The sequence below is a fragment of the Yoonia vestfoldensis DSM 16212 genome (assembly GCF_000382265.1).
Classification (GTDB): Bacteria; Pseudomonadota; Alphaproteobacteria; order Rhodobacterales; family Rhodobacteraceae; genus Yoonia; species Yoonia vestfoldensis.
This window is the reverse complement of record NZ_KB907973.1, coordinates 220796-243764: the sequence shown is the minus strand read 5'-3', so window position 1 is coordinate 243764 and position 22969 is coordinate 220796. Positions and strand designations below refer to the sequence as shown.

Genomic DNA, 22969 nt, shown 5'->3' with positions numbered 1-22969 from the left:
TAGAATGATTCTAATCTAAACACTTCATGAGATCTGACAAGCAACAATAGTGAACTACCCGGTTCATTTTTATCTTGAAAAGTAAACTGAACTGTTTAGTAGATAATCAAACACACCACAGGAGATGACCCATGACCCGCCTGATCCTTGCTTTCGCGCTTTGCGCCGCCTTCGCCGCCCCTGCCACCGCATTTTCGGTTTCGTTCAGCTTGCCCACGCTGACCTATCCACCCGCGCCCGTGCCTGACGTCGCGCAATCTTGTGGCGGCCTGGTCACCCCGCTGGTTGATACCTGCGCGGCACCTGCCAAGTAAGGCAGGGGTCAAGACACGCATCGCCATCTGGCGTTATCGCCTTGCCCGAAGTGAACTGCTCGGTTTATGATAGCACACAAGGGGAGACTACAATGCCAGATGGTGCGATAGAGCCGAAGAAGGGCCGCAAATTCGATCAGGTTCTGGAAGGCGCGCGTCAGGTTTTCATGTCTGACGGCTATGAGGGCGCATCTGTCGATGACATTGCGCGAGCTGCGGGTGTGTCAAAGGCGACGCTGTACAGCTATTTTCCCGACAAGAAGTTCCTGTTCATGCAGGTCGCGAAAACCGCCTGTCACCGCCAGACCCAGCACGCGATCGAAACCATCGACTTTAACGCGCCGACAGCGCAGGTGCTGCACCGGATCGCGACCGAGATGGTGGATTTCATCACCTCCGAATTCGGGACCCGCGTGTTTCGCATCTGTGTCGGCGAAAGCGAACGGTTCCCCGAACTGGCCCGGGAGTTTTATGAAAGCGGACCGATGCTGATCCGCGAACGCCTTGCCGATTTCTTCCGCATGGCGATGGACAGGGGCGAATTGCAGATCGACGATGTGCTGTTGGCCGCCGACCAGTTTCACGAATTGTGCAAGGCCGACCTGTTCCCGCGCATGATTTTCAGCATGTCCGACCCGATCACACGGGCCGACAAGGACCGCACGATCAACGGCGCGGTGGAAATGTTCATGGCCCGTTACGGGGTCAAACGCTAATCCAGCCTGCGGGCTTCAAGATGGTTGCCTTGGCCTTTGCGGACCTCGAACCGGCCTGATTTGACCAACAGATCGGACAGTTTCGCGCTGCCATAGGTACGCGGGTCGAAATCGGGTGCGGCGCGCGTGATATACTGGCCCAGCTGACCCAACGAATACCATTCACCTTCGGCGTCGATGCTGTCCATCGCCTTGATCACCATCGGGATCGCAGCAGACGGCGGGTTGCGCGGTGGTGCGCTGGCAGGCGCGGGTCTTGCGGCGGCCCCCTTGGCCGCGACCGGCTGGTCCTTGTCCTGATCCACAAGGTTTTCGATCAGGATGAACCGGTTGCAGACGTTGCGCAGGCTGACGGGCGCCTTGCCTTCACCGATCCCGATCACGACGACACCGTTTTCACGCAGCCGGTTGGCAAGCGCGGTGAAATCGCTGTCGGAGCTGACCAGCACGAACCCGTCGAACCGCCCCGAATGCAGGATATCCATCGCGTCGATCACCAGCCCGATGTCGCTGGCGTTCTTGCCGCGGGTATTGGCTGTTTCCTGATTGGCGACCAACCCCAGGTCCATGACCTCTTTCTTCCAGCCACCCAAGGCGGGGCTGGACCAGTCGCCATAGACGCGGCGCAGGGCCGGTTCGCCATAGGTCGTGACCTCGCGCAGGATCGGGCCTGCGTATTTGGCGGGGATGTTGTCCGCGTCGATCAACACGGCCAACAACATACGATCCTTGGCCATGTCTGCCCTTTCTGTGCTGCTCATGCGGCTTAAAATTCGACGACCGCGCGGATGCTTTTGCCTTCGTGCATCAGATCAAAGCCATGGTTGATGTCGTCAAGGCTCAGTTTGTGGGTGATCATCGGATCAATCTCGATCTTGCCCTGGATGTACCAGTCGACGATCTTTGGCACATCCGTGCGGCCCCGCGCGCCGCCGAACGCGGTGCCCCGCCAGCTGCGCCCTGTCACCAGCTGGAACGGCCGGGTCGAGATTTCGGCACCCGCAGGCGCCACCCCGATGATGATGCTTTCGCCCCAGCCTTTGTGCGCGGATTCAAGTGCTGTACGCATCACGCCGACATTGCCGGTGGCGTCGAACGTGTAATCGGCCCCGCCTTTGGTCAGCGCGACCAGATGCGCGACCAGATCGCCCGATACTTTCGACGGGTTCACGAAATCGGTCATCCCGAAACGTGTCGCCATCTCGATCTTGCTCTCGTTGAGGTCCACGCCGACGATCTGGTCGGCCCCCGCCAGACGCAGGCCCTGGATCACGTTCAACCCGATGCCGCCCAGACCGAACACAATGGCACGGCTGCCGATTTCGACCTTGGCGGTGTTGATCACAGCGCCGATACCCGTGGTGACACCGCAGCCGATATAGCAGATCTTGTCGAAGGGCGCGTCCTTGCGGACCTTGGCAAGCGCGATTTCCGGCAGGACCGTGTGGTTGGCGAATGTCGAACAGCCCATGTAATGCAGGATCGGCGTGCCATCGAGCATGGAAAACCGGCTGGTGCCGTCGGGCATGACGCCTTTGCCTTGGGTCGTGCGGATCGACTGACACAGGTTGGTTTTCGGGTTCAGGCAATATTCGCATTCGCGACATTCGGGCGTGTAAAGCGGGATGACGTGATCGCCCGGCTGCAAGGATGTCACACCTTCGCCCACCTCGATGACGACGCCCGCGCCTTCATGGCCAAGGATCGCTGGAAACATACCTTCGGGGTCTGCACCGGACCGGGTGAATTCGTCGGTGTGACAAATACCTGTTGCCTTGATCTCGACCAGGACCTCACCCGCGCGGGGGCCTTCGAGATTGACTTCCATCACCTGCAACGGCTGCCCTGCTGCCATTGCCACTGCTGCTCTTGTGCGCATGTCGACCTCTCCGTGCTGTTGTGCCATGTTGATCTGCGAAACCGGCAGGGATTTCAACCTCACACTTGCCAAGGATTGCAATGACAGGGAAACTCCGACCATGCGCTACCTGATCCCCCTTGTGGTCCTTGCGGCCTGTGCAACCGTGGACGACACGACCAGCGCGCCATCGCTGCCCGACACCTGCGGCGCTGGCGCCTACACCTACCTGGTCGGGCAACCGGCGACGGCCCTTGAACGGGTGCTGATCATGGACGTCGTGAGGCTTGTCCGACCAGACACGATTGTGACAATGGACTACCGCCCGGAGCGGATCAATTTCATGATCAGCGATCAGGAGATCATCGCAGATATCACGTGTGGCTGACTGAAGAGCAAAGTCCTCGATGCCGCGAACTGGGTGGGGGCTGTTGGCCGCGACATCGAGGTAGCATTTCGCTATGCATTAACTATTGCGGCGACATGTGTTCCAATTGGGCTGCTGTCGGGGCATTCCGGCGGTATAATTACGGCAGAACGATGGCCGTATTGTAACGCGGCTTGATTTCCAAAGCGGACGGGGTGAACATTCAGGATGACCATTCAGACACCCTCACCTTTCCACGCGCCCGCGCAGGTCGCTTTTCAACGCACTGAGCTTGGGCTGATTCTGGGGCTTTACGGACGCATGGTCGCGGCCGGTGAATGGCGCGACTATGGCATTTCCAACCTACGTGACATGGCGGTCTTTTCGATCTTCCGGCGCACGGCGGAAAACCCACTTTATCGGATCGAAAAGCATCCGCGCTTGCGGCTGCGCCAAGGGCAATATGCGGTGATCGGCATGGACGGGCAGGTGCTCAAACGCGGCAACGATCTCAAGGCCGTGTTGCAGGTGCTCGAACGCAAGCTGATCCGGCTGGTCGACAAATAATTTATACCTGACTAAAAAACTCGGATTGACATTCGGACCCGCCAGCGGGAATATCGGCATGTGTCCAGCCAGCCTGTCCCCCTTGCAGGCAAGCCCGATCAACTGCTTTGAAAGGTCCGTGGCAAATGACAGTTCACACTCTTCCCCCGTCCGAAGCGCAGGCGACCCGGGTCTTGCCAGCGCATGATGCCGCCAGCCTGACCGAGGGCGGTAACCAGGCGCTGATCGTGCTGGGTGATCAGACCTATACCTTGCGGATCACCCGCGCTGGCAAGCTGATCCTGACGAAATGAGCCTGGATGATCCGTTGCTGTGCAATCAAACGACCGCCCGCCTGTCCCAGCTTGATGATGTGGAAGCCTGCGTCGTCATCTATCGGCGGCTTTGGTGCAAAGGGTCCCAAGGGCGCTGCGCCAGGCGTGCCGATCTGGCCCCGCACCTGACGGCGACGGCAGGGTCATCCGGCCTACGGATCAGGCAGATGCTGGTGCAGCGGCCCGAGACGCCGGCCTATCTGCACTAGATGCGGCGGCGCGCGGTCACCGACCCGCCGTCCTGGGCTGCAATGCGCAGCGTCGCGGCCTCAAGCGGTTCATAGCTGGTGGCCATGTGATGCGCATTGGCATGGATCAGCGTCGCCTCGTCCACCATCATCGCGACATGCCCCCGCCAGAAGACCAGATCGCCCCGCCGCGCAGGTCCTGTGAAATCGACACCGAGCCCCGCGCATTGCAGGTCGCTGTCGGCAGGACACGGGACACCGCAAGCCCCAAATGCCGCCGCCACCAGACCCGAACAATCGATGCCGCGCGTGGAATTGCCACCCCAGAGATAGGGCACGCCGAAATGCAACTGCGCGACAGTGGCGGGATCGGTAAAAGGCCGGTCCAGCGGGCGCAGGTGCTTTTTCGGAACATAGCCCAGCGTCGTTTCAAAGAACTTCGATCGTTCATCCAGAACCGTGACACGCGCCCCGAACGGCAGCGCCATCACATCGGGCGATTTCATATCCTCGGCCAGATAGGCATGGGTCGCCATGGTGCCGACCATATGGGTCGCCACTTGCACCGCGCCCAGCCGGTCTGACGCGACATAGCCGACATAGCCATCCGCGCCTTGCACAAAGGACCAGCCGTCCCGATCCTCGAACACCGTGACAACGGCGCCCAACAGCATCTGCCGGTCGCGCGCCCCCGCAGGTGCCGCACACAGATCGCTGACAGGGCGGACCAGCATCATCGGCTGTCCCGCCAGATAGCGGTCCGCCGTGACCTGCCCCGCCAGATGCAAGGCGGCGACACGGCCATTCGCAGGCGTCAGGCGGCGGTCGGTCACAGTTTCAAAAGGCGCGGCAGGGCCGCGAGCAGCGCCCGTGCGCCCATGCCGACGCCACCTTTGGGGCGCGACGGGGCTGCAGATGGTTGCCAGCCGTAAATGTCGAAATGCACATAAGGGCTTTGCACAAAACGCCGCAGAAACAGCGCCGCCGTGATGCTGCCCGCCATGCCACCGCCCGGCGCGTTATCCAGATCGGCAATGCCCGGTTCGATCAGCGCCTCATAAGGGTCGTGGAACGGCATCCGCCAGACAGGGTCGGCCACCTGCCGCGCAGCGGTTGCAATCGCGGCGGCGTGATCGTCGTGGTCGGTAAAGAACGGCGACAGGTCCGGCCCCACCGCAACCCGCGCTGCCCCCGTCAGTGTGGCCATGGAGATCACCAGATCAGGGCTTTCCTCATCCGCGAGTGCCAGCGCATCGGCCAGGACCAGCCGCCCTTCGGCATCGGTATTGTTGATCTCGACCGTCAGCCCCTTGCGCGACGGCAGGATGTCCTGCGGACGGAAAGCATTGCCCGCGATACTGTTTTCCACCGCCGGTATCAGCACGCGCAAGCGGACCTTGAGGCCCAGCGCCATGATCATCTGCGCCAGCCCCAGTACGGTCGCGGCCCCGCCCATGTCCTTTTTCATCAGCCCCATGGATGCACCCGGCTTGATGTTCAGCCCGCCGGTATCGAAACACACGCCCTTGCCGACCAGCGTCAGCGTTGGCCCCGCGTCACCCCAGCGCATGTCGATCAGGCGCGGCGCGCGGGTGCTGGCGCGCCCGACGGCATGGATCAGCGGAAACGCCCCGATCAGGTCGTCGCCTGTCGTGACGGTGATCGCCGCGCCATAAGCCTCGCCCACTGTGCGCGCGGCGTCCTCAAGCTCCTGCGGTCCCATGTCAGATGCAGGCGTGTTGATCAGGTCGCGCGTCAGTGCCTCGGCCTGCGCGATGATCTCTGTGCGCGCGGCGTCGATGCCGTCCGGCGCGATCAACCCCGCGATCGGCTCGGCGGGCTTGCGGTAGCGGTCGAACTGATAGCCTGCCAACAACCAGGCAAGCGATGCCTCCTCCAGATCAGGTCCGGCCAAGCCGGACGCGATCCGGTAGGTCCCTTTGGGCAATTGCCGCGCAACCGCGCCCATATGAAAGCGCGCGCGCGCGCGCCCTTTCGGTGATCCGTATCCAACCACCACCTGTGCAACGGCACCCTGCGCATCGGGCAGCACCAGCACCTGCCCCAGGGTCCCCGCGAATGCCTGATGCCGCGCCCAAGCCTGCCCGGCAGCGGGCAAAGCGGCAAGATAGTCCGCCGCCTCATCGGCTTGCACGACATGAACGGGGATCGCCGACATGTCGGCAGGAGCAAAAGAAAGCGGCATGGTTCATCCAGTCTGGTCAGGTCACATGCCAGACTAACGGTCGCCATCGGGGCTGCAAGGGCCATCCTGTGGTCACGGATCGCGGAAATCCCACACTTTTGTCACTGCAATGTCGAACGCGCGCTCCAGTCGCCCGATTGTTGCGGCCAGCGCGTGCCTGTCGCCACGGGTCGCACATTGCACGACATGGTCGGCAGCGATTGCGACATCCGTCAACCCGATCTGGCCCGCAACCAGCGCGATCCGGCGGGCGGGCTTGCCGATCATGCCGTGATTTCCAGCCGCCAGCCCCTGTTGCAACAGGTCCAGCCAGTCGGCGATCCCTTCCAGAATGGCGCAAAGCATATCCTCAGCTTCGCGCTGCGACCTGTCGGCGAAGGCATGCGCAACAAGCGGCATATCCTGACGCGGGTGCTCCAGCGGGCGCAGAATCACCACCTCGCACTCGGGGCGATGCCGCGGCATGGGGAAGGGTACGGTCTTGTCCATGCCCGCAGTCCTAAACCACCGAGCTTCCCATAAGGTTGACGCAACAGTGAAAAATAGCTCGAAATTCCCGAAAATGCGACGTATCCAGTCGCAAGTCGCAAGGATTGATGCATGCAATACGTCCGCCCGCTTCCGGCCTATCTGGTCAAGCGCTATCACGGCTGGAAATCGACCGTCTTCGAAGCCAACAAGGCGGTTTTCGGTGAATTGGCGACCCAGGGGCAGCGCCCGCGGATTATGGTGGTGTCCTGCTGCGACAGCCGTCTGCATGTCACTTCGATGTTCGGTGCGGATTTGGGCGAATTGTTCATCCACCGCAATATCGCGAACCTGATCCCGCATTACGAACCCGACGGCCTGCACCACGGCACCTCGGCTGCGGTGGAATACGGGGTGCGGACCCTGAAAGTCGAACATCTGATCGTGCTTGGCCATTCGGGCTGCGGCGGTGTCGAAGGCTGCTACAACATGTGCGCAGGCCACGCGCCGGAACTGAACGAACAGACAAGTTTCGTGGGCCGCTGGCTCGACATCATGCGTCCTGCCTATCACGCCCTGCCCGCCGGGGACGACGCCAGCCGAAAAACGGCGTTGGAAAAGGCGTCAATTCTGGTTTCGTTGCAGAACCTGATGACGTTCCCGTTCATCCGCGTTGCGGTGCTGGATGGCAGCATCACCCTACACGGATTATGGAAGAACATCGGCGAAGGCCGGCTCGAAACCTACGACCCGGATCGCGATCTCTTTGTCCCTTTGTGAAAGCCTGACATGACCGAAATCCTGTCCCTTGCGGGGGCCAACCTGATCTCGCCGATCATCCTGAGCTTTGCCTTGGGGTTGCTTGCGGCGCTGGCACGCTCCGACCTGACCATTCCAGAGGCGGTGGCGAAGGGCATGTCGATCTATCTGCTCTTCTCCATCGGGTTCAAGGGCGGCGTCGCGGTCAGCGCGCATGGGATCGACCAGACGTTGGTGCTGGCCTTGATCGCAGGGCTGGTGCTGTCGTTCGTGTTGCCGCTCCTGGCCTTTGGGCTGCTGCGGGTGATGACCGGGCTGTCTGCCATCGACGCCGCCGCCGTCGCCGCACATTACGGGTCGATCAGCATTGTCACCTTCGTTGCAGCGACATCAGTCCTGAACGGACGGATGATCTCCTCCGAAGGGTACATGGTCGCCGTAGCGGCCGTGATGGAGGCACCCGCGATCCTGTCGGCGCTCTGGCTTGTCGCGCGCAGCGGCAGCGGAGAGGCAAGGATGGACCCCGGCCTGATCCGCGAATTGCTGTTGAACGGGTCGATCGTGCTGCTTGTCGGGGCCTTCTTCATCGGGGCCATCACCGGCGAAAAGGGCTTTGCAGAGATCAGCGCCTTCATCGAGGCCCCGTTCAAAGGCGTGCTGTGCCTGTTCCTGCTCGACATGGGGCTGATCGCGGGACGCGGGTTGCGTCAATCACGCGGCGTCCTGGGCATGGGCGCCGTTGGTTTCGCCATCGCCATGCCGCTGGTCAGCGCCATGATCGGGCTGGGCATCGGGGCGCTGATCGGGTTGTCGCTGGGCGGCGTGGTGCTGATGATGGTGCTCTGCGCCTCGGCCAGTTACATCGCCGTGCCCGCCGCGATGCGTGTCGCCTTGCCAGAGGCCAATCCGGCCGTCTATCTGACCCTGTCGCTGGGCGTCACCTTCCCTTTCAACCTGACGCTGGGCATTCCGCTTTATCTTGCCATCGCCCAAGCCGTGACCGGAGCCTGACATGCAGACCCATATCGCCAAACGCGTCGAGATCGTCATCGAAGCCCCGCTGGAACGCCGCCTGACCGATGCCCTGACCGCTGCCGGTGTCACCGGCTATACGGTGCTGCCGGTGCTGGGCGGGTCGGGACGGTCCGGCCAATGGTCCCGCGACGGACAGGTTGGGCGCGCAGGCATGGTCAGCGTCGTTTGCCTGATCAAGCCTGAGCGGCTGGACGGCCTGCTGGATGCGATCTTTGCGGTGGTCAAGAAACATATCGGCGTCGTCAGCGTCACTGATGCGCATGTGCTGCGTGCCGAACGGTTCTGATCCGCGCGGACCGCGCGGAAAAAACGTCGAGGCCTCCGGCGGGGGATATTGGGGCTCGGAAGATGAGGATTTAGGTCTGTGCATCTTCCGAGTGGAAATATCCCCGCCGGAGGCCAGAAAGTCTTTATCCTGCCGCCTGCCCCCATCCCGCCGATTGCATTTCGCGCAAGCGGCTGGCGGTACGGGCGAATTCGAACGTGCCTTCGCCTTCCAGATACAGCATCTCGGGGCTGGCGGCGGCCGCGCAGATCAGCCGCACCTTGGCCTCGTAAAGCGCGTCGATGAGCGTGACAAAGCGTTTGGCCTCGTTGAAATTGCTGCGCGACAGGGCGGGGATATCTTCAAGGATCAGGACGCGCACGGCATCGGCCAGCGCCAGATAATCCGCAGGGCCCAGCGGGCGGCCGCAGAGATCATAGAATGTCGCCCGCGCGACGCCGTTGTGAAACCGCGGCAGCGTCACCTGCCGTCCGTTGACATGCAGCACCAGCGCTTCGGACTGGCCCATGCTGAAATCATCCCAGATAGCGTTGATCGCGGCCCGGGCGTCAGCATTGATCGGAGTAAAATAGCTGGGGCTGCCTGCCAGCCTGTCCTGCCGGTAATCGGTCGCACTCGCAAGTTCATGCACCACCATCCGGTCCTTGAGAAGCGCGATGAACGGCAGGAACAGCTGCCGATTCAACCCGTTGAGATAGAGATCATCCGGCGGGCGATTCGAGGTGGTCACCACCACGACCCCCGCCGCCATCAGCGCAGTGAACAGTCGCCCCACAATCATCGCATCGGTGATGTCGCTGATCTGCATCTCGTCAAAGGCCAGAAACCGCACACGCCCGGCCAGCTTTGCCGCCACCGGCGCGATGGCGTCATCCACCCCGTCCTTGCGGGCCAGCGCGATTTCGGCATGGACCCATTGCATGAAAGCGTGGAAATGGCGGCGTTCCTTGGGCGCATCCACGGCAGCAAAAAGCATATCCATCAGCATGGATTTGCCGCGCCCGACCCCGCCCCACAGGTAAAGGCCCTTTGCAGGCGGCGGTGTCTTGCGGAAAACCCCCGATTTGACGGGCACGGCCAGCGCCACCCTGATCCGTTCCAGTTCGGGCAAGGCGTCCTGTTGCGCCCGATCAGGCGTCAGTTTTCCCGCAGCGACGGCGGCCTCATATGCCTGTTGGAGTGTCATGCGCGCTGCATAGCGTCACCGTGCTGCCTTGAAAAGCACCCTGCCGCCAGGATCAGTCCCGCAAGCCGATGCGCAGCGCCTTCATCGCTTCGGTGGGATGGCTGTAGGGCATGGCATGGCCTGCGCCTGCCACGACCTCGTGATGCGCGCTGCGGTTCCACTGGGCAAGCAGGCCAAGTGCGGAAAGCGGAATCACCTCGTCATCTTCGGCCCAGATCGCGATGACGGGCAGCGCCATCTTGGCGATCTTGCGATGCTCTTTTTCCAAGCGCTCGGACAGGACGCCGCGCCTGCTGGACAGGATCGCGCGCAGATATCCCTTGCGGTTCAGCTCTTCGCGCTGAGCGTATCTGACGACATTCAAATTCGGGTTTGGCCCATCCGCCGGAATCGCATCGAGAATACGGCGGCGCGCGAACATGCCGTGGACCCAGTCACCGATCACGGGTGTCCGCCTGCAAAAGCGTGCGAAATCATCCTCGGGGGTCACGATCCCGGCCGTGGCGAACAGGATCAGCCGCGTCACCCGGTGCGGGTTCCGCGCGGTGAACAGCGTCGCGATCGCACCGCCCATGGAATAGCCGACCAGCGTCACTTCATCCGGAACGTCCTGATGGTTCAAGAGGTCCGATAATTGCCGCAGAAAGAACGCGCCGTTCTGCCGCCCGCGCGGCGCGTCCGACAAGCCCCGCCCGTAAAGATCATAGACCAGCACGCGATAGCCCATTCGGCCCAGCCCTTCGGCCAGATCGTACATCGCGACCGAAGGTGTCGCGATTTCGTGGACCAGCACCGCGACAGGGCCGCGCGCCGACCCCAGCCAGCGGTAATAGGTGACACCTTGGGACAGCACCGCGAATTCGCCCTTGGCGTTCTGGCGTTGCGCGGGTCCGATCGTGATCCGCCGCCGTTCCAGCCAGATGGGCAACGCCGCGACGGCGACAAGGACCGCAAGAAAAGAAACCAGATACCACATAACGCCGCGTCCTTTATCACTGCCGCGTTTGCCAGACGTCCAGAATGTGCCGGCATGTCATCAGATCAAGATGGGCACCGCCGCCGTTCTTAAAAAGGGTAACTTCGTCCTGACTTTCACGTTCAAAGCGATCTAGCGCATAGAAATCCGCAAGAACATCTTTTTCTGAAATGACCCCAGTGGCGATCGGGATCTTCAGCTCGCCGATATGGTGGGTCGTCGTGTCGCGGCTGTCGACGAAGATCCGCGCCTTTTGCAGGGCGGCGTCATCGACCTCGCGCATGTCGGGACGGTAGGCGCCGATCAGGTCGACATGGGTGCCGGGGCGCAGCCAATCGCCCTTGATCAGCGGGGCGGTGGACATGGTGGCAGAGGTCACGATGTCGGCCTCGCGCACCGCTTGTTCCAGATCCTGCGCGATGGTCACATCGGGAAAGGTCTGGCGGAACGCCTCTGCCGCTTCGGCGGAGCGGTTCCAGACGGTGAAGCGTGCGTCCGGAAAGGCCGCGCCATAGGCTTGCCGCAGCGACTGGCCCACGGTGCCAGCCCCCACGATCAGGATGTTGCGGCTGTCAGGGCGCGCCAGGCGGCGCGCGGCCAGCAAGCTGTCACCGGCGGTTTTCCATTTCGTCACCAGATGGAAATCAAGGATCGCTTCCAGCGCCCCGTCCTGCCCTGAAAAGAGGTTCACCGCACCACCTATGGCGGGCTTGCCCAGCGCCTTGTTGCCCGGAAAGATCGTGGCGCATTTCACCGCGAGCCCCAGCCCCGCGATCCAGGCGGAACGGTTGAGCAAGGTGTTCGCCCCTTCGTACAGGAACACATCGGCCACATCGGCCTTTGGCCGTTCATGCCCTGCGGCCAGCGCATCGGTCAGGGCGAGCCAGTCGAGCATGGCATCGGCTTCGGCGAAGGGGATCATCACGGTCATCGGGCTTGGCTTTCTGACAAGAGCCCCGCCCCGACAAGGCGGTCGGCCCAGCCTTGGGGATGCGTGAACAGATGCGTCTGCCAACCGCGCGCGGCGGCGGCGTTGATATTGTCGATCCGGTCGTCGGCGAACAAAAGCGTTGCAGGGTCCAGCCCGCAATCGTCCTCGACCATGGCATATATCTGGGGGTCGGGTTTGATGACTGCCATATGGCCAGAGATATAGCGCCGGTCGAACTCGCCCAGAAACGGATAGACAGGTTCGGCGATCTGATACGTCTGGATGCCGAAATTGGTCAGCGCAAAGACCGGTACGCCGTTGGCGCGTAGCGCACGCAGCAGGCGGACGGAATGGTCGATGGCGGGCGCTGCCATGTCGATCCAGCGGTCGTGCCACATCAGGACCTCGTCGCGCCAGTCGGGGTTGGCGTCAGCGGCGGCCTGGATCGTGTCGCGGAAATGCCCACCCCGGTCGACCACATCATTGATCCCGTGCAGATCAATCGCGGCAAACATGGCTTTGCGGCGTTCCGCACCGATCACGCTGTCGAAGAATCGTTCCGGCTGCCATTCGATCAGCACATTTCCGATGTCAAAGATGACCGCGTTGATCTGGGACATGACTGCTCCTGCTTTGGTTCTGCACAGCTTAGCGCCGCAGCGGGCGCTGTAAACCGGCAGGTGGTTTTTGCGCGTCGCGCCACAGCATGAAAAGCCCCGCCGCCATGATCAGTGCCATCCCCAGATAATCGGCAAGGACCGGAAATTCGTCGAACACCACCATCCCCCAGACCACCGCCATCGGCAGTGCAAGGTATTCGAAAGGGGCGACAAAGGACGCCTCGGTCACGCGGTAAGCCTGGCTGATCAGATAACCGGCAAAGGCTGTACCCGCCCCAATGACCACAAACACCGGCATATCCGCCATCTGCGGCCAGTCCCATGCGCGCAGCAGAAACGCCAGCGACGGGTCGGACTGGTCCGCGAACTGGCCCCAGCCCACCGTCAGCCCCATTGCGGTGCAGACGATGATGAACACGATCTGGATGTAGAACGCCATTGTCGCCGCACTTTCCGTGCCGCCGATCCGGCGCGTCATCACATGCATCGCGGCATAGCAAGTCGCCGACACCAGCGGCAGCACGGACGCAGGTTGAAACGCCGCCGTGCCGGGGCGCACCATGATCAGCACGCCCGCGAAACCCAGTGCAATCGCCGCCCAGCGTCGTGGCCCGACCTTTTCGCCCAGAAACAGGACCGAAAAGATGGTGATGACCAGCGGGCTGATGAAGAATATCGCCACCGCCTCGGCCAGTGGCATGGCGGCGAGGGCGAGGAAGAAGGTCAGGTTGGCGAAGACGACAAAACCGCCGCGCAGCAAATGCATCTTCAGCCGCTTGGTCCGCGCGATGGCAAAACCGTCGGTCAAGGGTGCGATGAGCGCAAGGATGAAGGCCAGCCCGATGAAGGACCGGATCAGCACGACCTGATGCAGGGCATAGCCATCGCTCAGCGATTTGATCGCCACGTCATTGGCCGAAAAGAACACCACCGCCAGCACCGCGCAAAGCGCGCCCAGCGCCTTGGGCGACAGCGCCGTCATTCGCGCGCCGCCGCACGGACCATGCGTTCGAGCGCGTCGAGAAACCGTGCGCGGTCAGCCTTGCTGAAAGGTTTGCCGCCGCCTTGCCGGAATGGGTCGGCGGCGCGCATGTCGGCCATCAGATCGCGCGTCGCCAGCACGTTGCCGATATTGGCCTGCGTCAGCGCCTCTCCGTTATGTTTGAGCACCAGTGCGCCGTTTGCGATGCAACGTGCCGCCAGCGGAATGTCGCCCGTGATCACGACATCGCCCTTGGTGGCACGATCCGCGATCCAGATATCGGCAATGTCAGGCCCGTCCGGCACCACAACGGTTTCGACCAGCGGATTGGGTGAAGGCCGGATGCCGCCGTTTGACACCACGAACATCCGCAGACCGTGGCGGGTTCCGACGCGTTCCACCTCTGCCTTCACAGGGCAGGCATCGGCATCAATGTAAATCATGCGTAAAGCGCCTGCGCGTGGAAATCGACGTGGTCTTCCATGTAGGTCGCGATGAAGAAATACGAATGGTCATAGCCTTTTTGCAGGCGCAGCACCCCGTCTTGTCGGCGCGCGGCCATCGCGGCGGCCAGATGTTCGGTGCCCAGCAAGTCGCCAAACTGATCCGCCGTGCCGGTGTCGATCAGCACAGGACCGTCAAAGCCCCGCTCCTTCATCAAGATCGTCGCGTCATGCGCGGCCCATGCCGCCTCGTCCGCGCCCAGATAGGCGGTGAACTGCTTGCGGCCCCAGTCGCTGCGCGTGGGATGGCAGATCGGCGCGAAGGCAGAGACAGACCGGAACCGCCCCGGCAAGCCCATCGCCAGCGTCAGCGCACCATGCCCGCCCATCGAATGGCCGGTGATCGCCTGACGGTCCATGTCGAGCGAGAAATTGACCCCGATCAGGTCGGGCAATTCGCGGCTGACGTAATCCCGCATCTGGAAATGCGGCGCCCAAGGGTCTTGGGTAGCGTCCACATAAAACCCCGCCCCCTGCCCCAGATCGTAAGCCTCGTCATTGGCGACACCTTCGCCGCGCGGCGATGTGTCTGGAAATACCACCGCGATCCCCTGCTCGGCGGCCCAGCCCTGCGCGCCCGCCTTGATCATTGCGTTTTCATGCGTGCAGGTCAGCCCCGACAGGAACCACAACACCGGCACAGGGCCATCTGCGGCCTCTTCGGGCAGGAACAGGCCAAATGTCATATCGACGCCGCAGGCGTCCGATGCATGGCTGTAAACGCCCTGTGTGCCGCCGAAACAGCGGTTTTCCGCGATTGTTTTCATCAGTCTGTCCTATCCCATGAATCCCGTGACCCAGCCGATCACCAGTGACACCGTCACCACGCTGCCCGCCGTCGACAGCAGGATCGATGCCGAAACACGCGCAGGCGCGACGCGGTAATGCTGCGCCAGAATGAACACATTGCCCGCCACCGGAAGGGCGGCGGCCGCGATCATCACACCTGCAGCGTAGGGGTCGATTGTAAAGACCAAAAGGGCGGCGATGGCCACCGCTGCAGGATGCAGCACCAGCTTGCAGAACGTCAGCCAGCCTGCGACCGCGACGCGTTCGGCCGATTTCGTGGCCAGCGACGCACCTATGGCAAACAAAGCGCCGGGTGTCGCGGCAGCCCCCAGCAGGACCAGAAATTCGTTGACGGGGACAGGCACAGCCCAGCCAAAGGACGACACCGTCAGCCCCAGCGTGATCGACACGATCATCGGATTCTTGATCAGCCCCGTGAACACCGTGACAAGGATCAGGGGCGACATGCGCCCGTCACGCGATCCCGTGATCAGGATGACGATCAGACTGCCGAACACGATCAGATCGACCGCCAGCACCAGCATGATCGGGCCGATCGCCGCCTCGCCCAAAAGCAGGACGAGCATCGGGATGCCAAGGAAACCGACGTTGCCGATCACGGCGCATTGCGCCTCGACCGCGGCTTCGGTCATCGGGCGGTGGCGGCGCAGCGCGACCAATGTGGCCAGCACATATACGACGCTGGTCCCCACCAGATAGGCAAAGACGAATTGCCAGTCGAGGATCGCATCCAGCGACAGATTGGCCGAAAACCGGAACAGCATCGCCGACAGCGCGAAATAGAACACGAATTTTGTCAGATAGGCCGTGGCTTCAGCGGAAAAGAATTTCGTCCGGCCCGACCCGTAGCCAAGGGCGATCAGCATGAAGAACGGCAGCGTCTTGAGAAAGATGTCCCACATGCGCCTAGTCGAAGGTCCGTGTCGCGCGTCCAAGCAGCATAAAAGCCCGCGCGGTGCGCGTTTCAGCCAGTTCCAACAGGTCGGTGTCGGTGGCGTTTTCCTCGAACGTCACGAGGATTTCGTCGAAACGGCGCATGAAATGATGCACGGCGTCGCGGAAAATCGTGTCTTCGCGCATCCGTCCCGCGACAAGCGACAGCGCCGCCTGGTCGCGGACAGCGCCCAATGCATCCATGCTGCGCCCGCGTTCGCCCTTGGAAAAGCGGCGCCAGAGATCGGCGCTCGCGGGTTCGGGGCGCAGGTCGTCCATATAGATGCCGTCCTGCGACAAGAGCGTCAGCACGTCCTGGCTCGCTTGCACCAGACGGCGCGCACGCCTGTCGCGCAAGGCACGGCGCAGCGCGGCGAAGCCATCGGTGTCATCCTGATTTTCGGGAAAGTTCAAGGCGCGCACCAGATCGGGGCGCTCCAGCGGCGGGTCGTCATCCTCGGGTCCGGGACCCAGCGCAAGCGTGGGCTGGTCGGCCTGCCTTTGCGGGGCGGCGCGCGGCACGATCAGGCGCGACACCTCGCGGCGCGAGGCGAAACGTGATGTCGCAGCCTCGGATTTGGGTTCTGCCACGGGTGCAGCGGGGGCCGGTTTCGCGGCGAGCACGGCCTGTTGCAAGGCATCAATTGCCGTTTCCAGCCGCTGCGTTTCAGCAGCCATACGGCGCGCCGCGCGCCCAGAGACGAACGCGACCCACGCCATGCCGACCGGCACAAACATCGCAAGCAGCATCACCACAGGGCGCAGACCGCCGGCATCGTCAGGCAGATACCAGAAGAAAAGGCCAATGCCCGCGATCCAGAAAACCGACAGTACCGCGGCCGCGGCTTCTGTCTGCGTAAACCCTTGCAGATCATCGGTGTGCGGCCTCTGCGGCATGCGATGCGCGCTTTCTATTTGTAGGTGATCTTCAAAATCTCGTAGCTGCGCACCCCACCGGGCGTGCTGACCTCGATACTGTCGCCTTCGTCCTTGCCGATCAAGGCACGCGACAGGGGTGATTTCATGTTCAGCTTGCCGCTTTCGATGTCGGCCTCGTATTCACCGACGATCTGGTAGGTCTTTTCCTCGTCGGTGTCCTCGTCGACCAACAGGACTGTCGCGCCGAATTTGACGGGGCCCGAGAATTTGGACGGGTCGATCACCTCGGCCAACGAAATCACGCCTTCCAGTTCCTTCACGCGCCCTTCGATAAAGGACTGCTTTTCCTTGGCGGAATGGTATTCGGCGTTTTCCGACAGATCGCCATGTTCGCGCGCCTCCGAGATCGCGCGTATGATCGCGGGGCGTTCCACGGTCTTCAGATGCTTCAACTCGGCATCGATCTTGTCGAAACCCGCACGGGTCAGTGGAATCTTTTCCATCTCGCAGGCCCTCCCGGGCGAAAAATATCAGTCCGACGTTCATAGCCTATCAGGGCAGAGCAAAGTCAAGGCCTGCCGCGATAAGGCGCGCACTGGCGCATTTTGACGCTGTGTCTTGATTGCCCCGTGCCACCGCATCAGGTAACTCTTGCTGCGACCGGATAAAAGGGGGCGTCCCCCGATCTTCAAAGGCCCGTTTTTCTAAAGGATAGACAATGACCCAGATCGAACGCGAAGCGATGGAATATGATGTCGTGATCGTTGGCGCAGGCCCCGCAGGTCTGTCCGCGGCGATCCGCCTGAAACAGCTTGATGCCGATCTGAACGTGGTCGTTCTGGAAAAAGGGTCGGAAGTCGGCGCGCATATCCTGTCGGGCGCGGTGCTTGACCCTGTTGGCCTGAACAAGCTCATCCCTGACTGGAAGGCCAAGGGCGCGCCCCTGAACGTGCCCGTGACCGACGACAATTTCTACATGCTGGGCGAAGCGGGGCAACTGCGCATTCCCAATATCCTGATGCCGCCCTTGATGAACAACCACGGCAATTACATCGTGTCGATGGGAAATGTCTGCCGCTGGATGGCCGAACAGGCCGAGGCACTGGGCGTCGAGATTTTCCCCGGCATGTCCTGTTCTGAACTGGTTTACGGCGCCGATGGCGAGGTCAAAAGCGTGGTCGCGGGTGAATTCGGCAAGAACCCCGATGGCACCCAAGGCCCGAACTATGAACCCGGCATGGAATTGCATGGCAAATACGTGTTCCTTGGCGAAGGCGTGCGCGGATCCTTGTCCAAACAGGTGATCGCAAAATACGATCTGGATGCGAAATCCGACGTGCAAAAATACGGCCTCGGCATGAAGGAAATCTGGGAGATCGACCCGGAAAAGCACCGGCCCGGCACCGTGACGCATACGATGGGCTGGCCGCTGGACAGCAACGCAGGCGGCGGGTCTTTCATCTATCACCTTGACAAAAATCAGGTTTATGTTGGCTTCGTCGTCCACCTGAATTATAAGAACCCCTATGTCTTTCCCTACATGGAATTCCAGCGGTTCAAACATCACCCGATGGTGGCGGAGCTGCTGAAAGGCGGCAAGCGCGTGGCCTATGGTGCGCGCGCGATTTCCGAAGGCGGGTTCCAGTCGATGCCACAACTGGCCTTTCCGGGCGGTGCGCTGCTCGGCTGTGCGGCGGGCATGGTCAACGTGCCGCGCATCAAGGGCAACCATAACGCCATGCTGTCGGGCATCGCTGCCGCCGAAGCCGCCGTTGCGGCGATCAAGGCAGGGCGTAGCGGTGACGCGCTGGACGATTACAACAGCGCGGTGCGCAAGGGCGAGATTGGCAAGGATCTGAAAAAGGTCCGCAATGTCAAACCGCTGTGGTCGAAATACGGGCTGATGGCCTCGCTGGGCATCGGCGGCGCGGATATGTGGATGAACACGCTGGGGATCGGCGTTCTGGGCACGCTCAAGCACGGCAAATCCGATGCCTTGGCGACAGAACCCGCAGACAAGCACAAACCCATCGATTACCCCAAGCCCGACGGCAAGCTGTCCTTCGACCGGCTGACCAATGTCGCCTTCAGCTTTACCAACCACGAGGAAAGCCAGCCTGCGCATCTGCAACTGATCGACCCCACCATCCCGGTGGCGGTGAACCTGCCGAAATTCGCAGGCCCGTCAGCGCGCTATTGTCCGGCGGGGGTCTATGAATTCGTGGGCACGGGTGATGACACGCGGTTCCAGATCAATTTCCAGAACTGCGTGCATTGCAAGACCTGCGATATTAAGGACCCCAGCCAGAACATCGTCTGGACCGTCCCGCAGGGCGGCGACGGGCCGAATTACCCCAATATGTGATCGCGGATCAATGCGCCAAGGCGGCTGATCCCTGTGTCGATCGTCGCCTCGTCGGCCAGTGAAAAGCTCAGACGGATCGTGTTACCGCCCGATCCGTCCGCGTGAAACGCACGGCCGGGCACAAAAGCCACCCGCGCGCTTTGCAGTGAATTCGCCAGCAATTCGGCCCCGTCGACATGGGCAGGCAGGGTGATCCAGACGAACATGCCGCCTTCGGGTTTGGTCCATGTCACACCGTCTGGCATATTTTCGGCCAGTCGTTTCAGCATATGATCGCGCCGCGCGCGATAGGTCTGGCGTAAATTTGCCACATGATCGGCGAAAACGGTTTCCGCCACCCGCGCGATGGCCATCTGGTTGATCGTGGAGGAATGCAGGTCCGCCGCCTGTTTCATCAGCACCAGCTGGCTGATCACAGGCTTGGCCGCCACGACCCAGCCCACCCGCAACCCCGGTGCCAGCGTCTTGGAAAAGCTGCCGCAATAGATGGTCCGGCAGGCGTCGATATCGCCCTTGGCCGCGATTTCCAGTGCAAGGATCGGGGGGATCGCCTCGCCGTCATAACGCAGCGCCTGATAGGCCGCATCCTCGATCACGGCGATATCCAGCACCTCGGCCAGCGCCAGCACGTTGTCGCGCCCGGCACGGTCGATGGTTTCACCTGTCGGATTGGCGAAATCGACGGACATATAGGCGAATTTCACCGCCCCGCCCTTGGCCGCCGCCATGTCGGCGTAGTCAGCAGGCGCGCGGTTGCCGTGGGTGTACAGGCGGTCGTAATGCGGCTCATAGGCGTTGAACGCGCCCAAGGCCCCCAGATATGTCGGCCAGCCGACAAGGGCGGTATCACCGGGCGACAGGAACAGCTTGCCCAGATAATCCAGCCCCTGCTGCGATCCTGACGTGATCAGGATATTGTCGATCCCGCAGGGCACACCCAGACCCGCCATGTGGTCCGCCAGCCAGCGGCGCAGCGGCGCATAGCCTTCGCTGACGGAATATTGCAGCGCGTCCGTATGATCGCCCGATGTGAAGATATCGGCATAGGCCGCCTGAAACGCCTGCGCCGGAAACAACGCCGGATCGGGAATACCACCCGCGAATGAGATGATGTCGGGCTGATCCAGAAGCTTGAGAAGTTCCCTGATCTCGGACGCCTTCATCCGCGCGATCCGTGTCGCGAACACCTGTTCCCACCGCATGAAAGCCCTCCCCAATGACCGATGATCCGGTCACTGGAAAGGTTTACCGCGAACACATGCTAAGTCAACAATACTGACTTAACTGCGCGATCAGTTCCCGCTGGCGCGCAGCGGGCCAAGCGCGTTCAACCCCTTGAGGATGTCGATCGCATAGGCAAGCTGGTAATCTTCCTCGCGCAGCTGGGCGGCTGTCTCGGCGCGGGCGCGCTCTTCCTCGATCTGGCGCAGCTGGTCATCGGACAGGCCGTTGTTCAAAGCACCGCGCAGATCCGCTTCGGAGCGGGTGATCGGCGCGGTTTCATCCTCTTCCGATACCGGCTGCGGGCGCGGCTGTTCCACGATGATGTCGGGCGAAATGCCCAAGGCCTGAATGGACCGTCCCGATGGCGTGTAATAGCGCGATGTCGTCAGGCGCATTGCCCCTTCGCCACGCAGCGGTACAACGGTCTGGACCGACCCCTTGCCAAAGGAATTGGTACCGATGATGATCGCCCGGCGATGATCCTGCAAGGCACCGGCGACGATTTCAGACGCGGATGCGGACCCGCCGTTGATCAGCACCACGATCGGCTTGCCTTCGGCCAGATCACCGGGTGTGGCGTTGAAGCGGTCCCCATCCTCGGGGTTGCGGCCGCGCGTCGATGTGATCTCGCCCGCGTCAAGGAACGCATCGGCAACGAAAATCGCCTGATTGAGCAGCCCGCCCGGGTTGTTCCGCAAATCCAGCACGATCCCGTCGATGTTCTCAATCCCGCCCGCGGCTTCGACTTGTTCGGCCATGCCGTCGCGCAGGTTGGGGAAGGTCTGTTCATTGAAGGTCGACACCCGCAACACGACGGCGTCGCCTTCGGTCCGGGTCCGCACGGCGGTCAGCTTGATCGTGTCACGGATGATCGAAACCTCGAAAGGTTCCACCTCGCCCTCGCGGACAACAGTGATCACGATTTCAGATCCGACGGGGCCGCGCATCAGGGTAACGGCATCGTCCAGCGTCAAGCCCATGACACTTTCGCCATCGACCGCCGTGATATAATCGCCCGCCATGATCCCCGCGGCATCCGCCGGTGTGCCATCCATCGGGGATACGACCTTGACCCAGCCTTCTTCCTGCGTGACCTCGATCCCTAGACCACCGAATTCGCCCGATGTCTGCACCCGCATCGCGGCGGCATCCTCGGCAGACAGATAGCTGGAATGCGGATCAAGCGACGTGAGCATACCGTTGATCGCCGCTTCGATCAGCGCCTTGTCGTCGACCTCTTCGACATAGCCCGCGCGGATCCGTTCGAAGATATCGCCGAACAGATCAAGCTGTTCATAGACGCTGCCACCGTCGCCGGTTTCCTGCGCCAACAGCGGCCCTGCCACCTGGCTTGTCACCAGAAGCCCTAGCACGGCACCGCCTGTCGCAGCCATCATCAGCTTTTTCATGTCATTCCCCATTTTCATTCCAGCGCGAACCACGCGTCCGGGTTGACGGAACCTTGCCCGCCTCTCACCTCAAGATAAAGGGGCTGCGCGGTTTGGCCCGCTTCAATCGCCTGATTGTGACCGATCATAGCGTCATCCATGCCCACGTCGCCCCCCATGAGACCAAGTGGCGCACCGGCCTCGATGATCTCGCCCGGCTCTCCAAAGGCCTCGGCCATGCCGGCGATCACGAAAAGCACATCCTCGGCGGGTTCCAGAATGATCACATTGCCATAGTCGAGCAAGGGTCCACGAAACAGCAGCGTCGCGCGCACAGGGGATGTGACCAGCGCGCGGGGGGCCGCAGCGATTGTGATGCCGGGGCGTTCACGGGTGCCGGTGCTGATGATCCCCGCGACAGGCAGCGGCAGATCGGCGGCTGGTTCTCGCGTGCTATCCCCGGGCGACCCCAGTGCCGCCAATTCGGCAGCCAGCGCGCCCAATGTCTCGGCGCTGGCGATACGCTGGGCTGTCTGGGCCGGATCTTCGACGAAAAGGCGCGGCACGTCCTGCCTTTCCGAAATCGCGCGCCCAAGCGATGCCCGCGCCGTCTGCGCAAAATCCAGCCCTTCGCGCAGCATATCCGCCGCAGCAACCCGCCGGTCACGCAGGTCGCGCAATGTGTCAAGCTCGCCCTGAAGCCTTGCCACATCATCGCGCAAGGCAGGCGCCAGATCGGCGATCATCATCCCCGCGCGCACCGCACCCACCGGTCCTTCGGGGTTGGCAAGCATCACGGGCTGCGGGCTTTGGCCGATACTGGCCAGCACCATCAGCAGCCCGGCGATTTCGTCCCGGCGCGCGGCAAGCTCAGAGGCCAGCACAGCCTCGCGCTCGGTGATCTCGCGCAGGCTCTGGCGCATCGCGATCAGCCCGGCCTCATAGGCCTGCACCGTCTGGGTCAGCGCCGTCACCTGATCGGCGGCCCCTTCCGCCGCGCCAAGCTGCGCATTGGCCGCCAAAAGCTGCCGGGCGGCCTCGTCTGCCGTTTGCTGGGCGGCGGCAGGCAGCGCCAACATGATAAGGAGAGCGAC

At 62.2% G+C, this 22969-nt stretch carries 28 protein-coding genes; 10 read left to right on the top strand and 18 right to left on the bottom strand.

Translation table 11 applies throughout. The features are described from left to right. Nucleotides 1–131 precede the first annotated feature (131 nt). On the top strand, nucleotides 132–314 hold the full coding sequence (locus tag H147_RS0101355) for a hypothetical protein (protein ID WP_019953535.1): 183 nt from the start codon (nucleotides 132–134) through the stop codon (nucleotides 312–314). Nucleotides 315–406: 92 nt separating this feature from the next. Continuing rightward, nucleotides 407–1030, top strand: coding sequence for a TetR/AcrR family transcriptional regulator (locus H147_RS0101350; RefSeq protein WP_019953534.1), 624 nt, complete (start codon nucleotides 407–409; stop codon nucleotides 1028–1030). On the opposite strand, the gene H147_RS0101345 is transcribed toward H147_RS0101350, so the two are convergent. Both H147_RS0101345 and H147_RS0101340 read right to left on the bottom strand, forming a co-directional pair. Then, nucleotides 1027–1767, bottom strand: coding sequence for an NYN domain-containing protein (locus H147_RS0101345; RefSeq protein ID WP_019953533.1), 741 nt, complete (start codon nucleotides 1765–1767; stop codon nucleotides 1027–1029). The two genes, H147_RS0101350 and H147_RS0101345, sit on opposite strands and share 4 nt — an antisense overlap. A 29-nt stretch (nucleotides 1768–1796) precedes the next feature. After that, nucleotides 1797–2909: an S-(hydroxymethyl)glutathione dehydrogenase/class III alcohol dehydrogenase gene (locus H147_RS0101340; protein ID WP_026352156.1), complete on the bottom strand. Its 1113-nt coding sequence runs from the start codon at nucleotides 2907–2909 to the stop codon at nucleotides 1797–1799. 100 nt (nucleotides 2910–3009) lie between these two features. On the opposite strand from H147_RS0101340, the gene H147_RS0101335 reads away from it, so the two are divergent. The 4 genes from H147_RS0101335 (at nucleotide 3010) to H147_RS0101320 (ending at nucleotide 4345) form a co-directional block, all read left to right on the top strand. After that, a complete protein-coding gene (locus H147_RS0101335) occupies nucleotides 3010–3276 on the top strand; it encodes an I78 family peptidase inhibitor (protein WP_026352155.1) in 267 nt (88 codons plus the stop codon). A gap of 207 nt (nucleotides 3277–3483) precedes the next feature. After that, entirely contained in the window at nucleotides 3484–3822 is a 339-nt protein-coding gene (locus tag H147_RS0101330; protein ID WP_019953530.1) for a DUF2794 domain-containing protein, read from the top strand. A gap of 125 nt (nucleotides 3823–3947) precedes the next feature. Further along, complete coding sequence (gene hemP, locus H147_RS20450; protein WP_019953529.1) at nucleotides 3948–4115, top strand: hemin uptake protein HemP; 168 nt, start codon at nucleotides 3948–3950, stop codon at nucleotides 4113–4115. Beyond that, the gene (locus tag H147_RS0101320; RefSeq protein WP_019953528.1) at nucleotides 4112–4345 is read left to right on the top strand and encodes a hypothetical protein; all 234 of its coding nucleotides are present in this window, start codon (nucleotides 4112–4114) and stop codon (nucleotides 4343–4345) included. Before hemP ends, H147_RS0101320 begins: the two co-directional genes overlap by 4 nt. Here the strand turns inward: H147_RS0101320 and H147_RS0101315 are convergent. The 3 genes from H147_RS0101315 to H147_RS20225 all read right to left on the bottom strand — a co-directional run bounded on the left by H147_RS0101315 (nucleotide 4342) and on the right by H147_RS20225 (nucleotide 7019). Further along, nucleotides 4342–5157: a C40 family peptidase gene (locus tag H147_RS0101315; RefSeq protein ID WP_019953527.1), complete on the bottom strand. Its 816-nt coding sequence runs from the start codon at nucleotides 5155–5157 to the stop codon at nucleotides 4342–4344. The genes H147_RS0101320 and H147_RS0101315 overlap by 4 nt on opposite strands. After that, nucleotides 5154–6530, bottom strand: coding sequence for a leucyl aminopeptidase family protein (locus tag H147_RS0101310; protein WP_019953526.1), 1377 nt, complete (start codon nucleotides 6528–6530; stop codon nucleotides 5154–5156). The genes H147_RS0101315 and H147_RS0101310 overlap by 4 nt, the downstream gene beginning before the upstream one ends. Before the next feature lie 72 nt (nucleotides 6531–6602). Beyond that, nucleotides 6603–7019 (bottom strand): hypothetical protein, encoded by a 417-nt coding sequence (locus H147_RS20225; protein ID WP_019953525.1) that lies wholly within the window; start codon nucleotides 7017–7019, stop codon nucleotides 6603–6605. Between the two features lie 111 nt (nucleotides 7020–7130). On the opposite strand from H147_RS20225, the gene H147_RS0101300 reads away from it, so the two are divergent. From H147_RS0101300 to H147_RS0101290, 3 genes are read left to right on the top strand one after another with little or no spacing between them, the layout of a single operon-like run. After that, a complete protein-coding gene (locus tag H147_RS0101300) occupies nucleotides 7131–7778 on the top strand; it encodes a carbonic anhydrase (protein WP_019953524.1) in 648 nt (215 codons plus the stop codon). 9 nt (nucleotides 7779–7787) lie between these two features. Then, entirely contained in the window at nucleotides 7788–8768 is a 981-nt protein-coding gene (locus H147_RS0101295) for a sodium-dependent bicarbonate transport family permease (RefSeq protein WP_019953523.1), read from the top strand. A 1-nt stretch (nucleotide 8769) separates the two neighbouring features. Then, on the top strand, nucleotides 8770–9078 hold the full coding sequence (locus H147_RS0101290) for a P-II family nitrogen regulator (RefSeq protein WP_019953522.1): 309 nt from the start codon (nucleotides 8770–8772) through the stop codon (nucleotides 9076–9078). A gap of 124 nt (nucleotides 9079–9202) precedes the next feature. Here the strand turns inward: H147_RS0101290 and zapE are convergent, their stop codons facing one another. From zapE to greA, 10 genes are read right to left on the bottom strand one after another with little or no spacing between them, the layout of a single operon-like run. Beyond that, a complete protein-coding gene (zapE, locus tag H147_RS0101285; protein WP_019953521.1) occupies nucleotides 9203–10264 on the bottom strand; it encodes a cell division protein ZapE in 1062 nt (353 codons plus the stop codon). Between the two features lie 52 nt (nucleotides 10265–10316). Then, nucleotides 10317–11240 (bottom strand): alpha/beta fold hydrolase, encoded by a 924-nt coding sequence (locus tag H147_RS0101280; protein ID WP_019953520.1) that lies wholly within the window; start codon nucleotides 11238–11240, stop codon nucleotides 10317–10319. A gap of 16 nt (nucleotides 11241–11256) precedes the next feature. After that, on the bottom strand, nucleotides 11257–12171 hold the full coding sequence (locus tag H147_RS0101275) for an ornithine cyclodeaminase family protein (protein WP_019953519.1): 915 nt from the start codon (nucleotides 12169–12171) through the stop codon (nucleotides 11257–11259). Next, nucleotides 12168–12791 (bottom strand): HAD family hydrolase, encoded by a 624-nt coding sequence (locus H147_RS0101270; RefSeq protein WP_019953518.1) that lies wholly within the window; start codon nucleotides 12789–12791, stop codon nucleotides 12168–12170. The genes H147_RS0101275 and H147_RS0101270 overlap by 4 nt, the downstream gene beginning before the upstream one ends. Before the next feature lie 28 nt (nucleotides 12792–12819). Continuing rightward, nucleotides 12820–13773 (bottom strand): DMT family transporter, encoded by a 954-nt coding sequence (locus tag H147_RS0101265; protein ID WP_019953517.1) that lies wholly within the window; start codon nucleotides 13771–13773, stop codon nucleotides 12820–12822. Further along, nucleotides 13770–14216 carry a YaiI/YqxD family protein gene (locus tag H147_RS0101260; RefSeq protein ID WP_019953516.1) on the bottom strand — a complete coding sequence of 149 codons (447 nt, stop codon included), beginning with the start codon at nucleotides 14214–14216 and terminating at the stop codon, nucleotides 13770–13772. The genes H147_RS0101265 and H147_RS0101260 overlap by 4 nt, the downstream gene beginning before the upstream one ends. Further along, nucleotides 14213–15043 carry an S-formylglutathione hydrolase gene (gene fghA / locus H147_RS0101255; protein WP_019953515.1) on the bottom strand — a complete coding sequence of 277 codons (831 nt, stop codon included), beginning with the start codon at nucleotides 15041–15043 and terminating at the stop codon, nucleotides 14213–14215. The genes H147_RS0101260 and fghA overlap by 4 nt, the downstream gene beginning before the upstream one ends. A 9-nt stretch (nucleotides 15044–15052) precedes the next feature. Further along, nucleotides 15053–15988 (bottom strand): AEC family transporter, encoded by a 936-nt coding sequence (locus tag H147_RS0101250; RefSeq protein ID WP_019953514.1) that lies wholly within the window; start codon nucleotides 15986–15988, stop codon nucleotides 15053–15055. Nucleotides 15989–15992: 4 nt separating this feature from the next. Continuing rightward, nucleotides 15993–16916 (bottom strand): hypothetical protein, encoded by a 924-nt coding sequence (locus tag H147_RS0101245; protein WP_019953513.1) that lies wholly within the window; start codon nucleotides 16914–16916, stop codon nucleotides 15993–15995. A 14-nt stretch (nucleotides 16917–16930) separates the two neighbouring features. After that, entirely contained in the window at nucleotides 16931–17401 is a 471-nt protein-coding gene (gene greA / locus H147_RS0101240; protein ID WP_019953512.1) for a transcription elongation factor GreA, read from the bottom strand. A gap of 215 nt (nucleotides 17402–17616) precedes the next feature. Here greA and H147_RS0101235 point away from each other — a divergent pair, with 215 nt between their 5' ends. Next, nucleotides 17617–19263 carry an electron transfer flavoprotein-ubiquinone oxidoreductase gene (locus H147_RS0101235; RefSeq protein WP_019953511.1) on the top strand — a complete coding sequence of 549 codons (1647 nt, stop codon included), beginning with the start codon at nucleotides 17617–17619 and terminating at the stop codon, nucleotides 19261–19263. On the opposite strand, the gene H147_RS0101230 is transcribed toward H147_RS0101235, so the two are convergent. The 3 genes from H147_RS0101230 to H147_RS0101220 form a co-directional block, all read right to left on the bottom strand. Next, nucleotides 19248–20465, bottom strand: a complete 1218-nt coding sequence (locus H147_RS0101230) for an aminotransferase-like domain-containing protein (protein WP_019953510.1) — start codon at nucleotides 20463–20465, stop codon at nucleotides 19248–19250. The genes H147_RS0101235 and H147_RS0101230 overlap by 16 nt on opposite strands. Before the next feature lie 90 nt (nucleotides 20466–20555). Continuing rightward, nucleotides 20556–21896 carry a S41 family peptidase gene (locus H147_RS0101225; RefSeq protein WP_026352154.1) on the bottom strand — a complete coding sequence of 447 codons (1341 nt, stop codon included), beginning with the start codon at nucleotides 21894–21896 and terminating at the stop codon, nucleotides 20556–20558. Nucleotides 21897–21910: 14 nt separating this feature from the next. After that, a complete protein-coding gene (locus H147_RS0101220) occupies nucleotides 21911–22954 on the bottom strand; it encodes a murein hydrolase activator EnvC family protein (RefSeq protein WP_019953508.1) in 1044 nt (347 codons plus the stop codon). Nucleotides 22955–22969 lie beyond the last annotated feature (15 nt).

Excerpts from the sequence above, each read along its gene's own strand:
- H147_RS0101235 (WP_019953511.1), top strand. The coding sequence starts at position 17,617 with ATGACCCAGATCGAACGCGAAGCGATGGAATATGATGTCGTGATCGTT.
- H147_RS0101345 (WP_019953533.1), bottom strand. The coding sequence starts at position 1,767 with ATGGCCAAGGATCGTATGTTGTTGGCCGTGTTGATCGACGCGGACAAC.
- H147_RS0101275 (WP_019953519.1), bottom strand. The coding sequence starts at position 12,171 with ATGACCGTGATGATCCCCTTCGCCGAAGCCGATGCCATGCTCGACTGG.
- H147_RS0101245 (WP_019953513.1), bottom strand. The coding sequence starts at position 16,916 with ATGCCGCAGAGGCCGCACACCGATGATCTGCAAGGGTTTACGCAGACA.
- H147_RS0101295 (WP_019953523.1), top strand. The coding sequence starts at position 7,788 with ATGACCGAAATCCTGTCCCTTGCGGGGGCCAACCTGATCTCGCCGATC.
- H147_RS0101330 (WP_019953530.1), top strand. The coding sequence starts at position 3,484 with ATGACCATTCAGACACCCTCACCTTTCCACGCGCCCGCGCAGGTCGCT.
- H147_RS0101350 (WP_019953534.1), top strand. The coding sequence starts at position 407 with ATGCCAGATGGTGCGATAGAGCCGAAGAAGGGCCGCAAATTCGATCAG.
- fghA (WP_019953515.1), bottom strand. The coding sequence starts at position 15,043 with ATGAAAACAATCGCGGAAAACCGCTGTTTCGGCGGCACACAGGGCGTT.
- H147_RS0101290 (WP_019953522.1), top strand. The coding sequence starts at position 8,770 with ATGCAGACCCATATCGCCAAACGCGTCGAGATCGTCATCGAAGCCCCG.
- H147_RS0101270 (WP_019953518.1), bottom strand. The coding sequence starts at position 12,791 with ATGTCCCAGATCAACGCGGTCATCTTTGACATCGGAAATGTGCTGATC.
- H147_RS0101265 (WP_019953517.1), bottom strand. The coding sequence starts at position 13,773 with ATGACGGCGCTGTCGCCCAAGGCGCTGGGCGCGCTTTGCGCGGTGCTG.
- H147_RS0101230 (WP_019953510.1), bottom strand. The coding sequence starts at position 20,465 with ATGCGGTGGGAACAGGTGTTCGCGACACGGATCGCGCGGATGAAGGCG.
- H147_RS0101225 (WP_026352154.1), bottom strand. The coding sequence starts at position 21,896 with ATGAAAAAGCTGATGATGGCTGCGACAGGCGGTGCCGTGCTAGGGCTT.
- H147_RS0101340 (WP_026352156.1), bottom strand. The coding sequence starts at position 2,909 with ATGCGCACAAGAGCAGCAGTGGCAATGGCAGCAGGGCAGCCGTTGCAG.
- H147_RS0101280 (WP_019953520.1), bottom strand. The coding sequence starts at position 11,240 with ATGTGGTATCTGGTTTCTTTTCTTGCGGTCCTTGTCGCCGTCGCGGCG.
- H147_RS20225 (WP_019953525.1), bottom strand. The coding sequence starts at position 7,019 with ATGGACAAGACCGTACCCTTCCCCATGCCGCGGCATCGCCCCGAGTGC.
- H147_RS0101260 (WP_019953516.1), bottom strand. The coding sequence starts at position 14,216 with ATGATTTACATTGATGCCGATGCCTGCCCTGTGAAGGCAGAGGTGGAA.
- greA (WP_019953512.1), bottom strand. The coding sequence starts at position 17,401 with ATGGAAAAGATTCCACTGACCCGTGCGGGTTTCGACAAGATCGATGCC.
- H147_RS0101355 (WP_019953535.1), top strand. The coding sequence starts at position 132 with ATGACCCGCCTGATCCTTGCTTTCGCGCTTTGCGCCGCCTTCGCCGCC.
- H147_RS0101220 (WP_019953508.1), bottom strand. The coding sequence starts at position 22,954 with ATGTTGGCGCTGCCTGCCGCCGCCCAGCAAACGGCAGACGAGGCCGCC.
- H147_RS0101250 (WP_019953514.1), bottom strand. The coding sequence starts at position 15,988 with ATGTGGGACATCTTTCTCAAGACGCTGCCGTTCTTCATGCTGATCGCC.
- H147_RS0101320 (WP_019953528.1), top strand. The coding sequence starts at position 4,112 with ATGAGCCTGGATGATCCGTTGCTGTGCAATCAAACGACCGCCCGCCTG.
- H147_RS0101300 (WP_019953524.1), top strand. The coding sequence starts at position 7,131 with ATGCAATACGTCCGCCCGCTTCCGGCCTATCTGGTCAAGCGCTATCAC.
- H147_RS0101335 (WP_026352155.1), top strand. The coding sequence starts at position 3,010 with ATGCGCTACCTGATCCCCCTTGTGGTCCTTGCGGCCTGTGCAACCGTG.
- H147_RS0101310 (WP_019953526.1), bottom strand. The coding sequence starts at position 6,530 with ATGCCGCTTTCTTTTGCTCCTGCCGACATGTCGGCGATCCCCGTTCAT.
- hemP (WP_019953529.1), top strand. The coding sequence starts at position 3,948 with ATGACAGTTCACACTCTTCCCCCGTCCGAAGCGCAGGCGACCCGGGTC.
- zapE (WP_019953521.1), bottom strand. The coding sequence starts at position 10,264 with ATGACACTCCAACAGGCATATGAGGCCGCCGTCGCTGCGGGAAAACTG.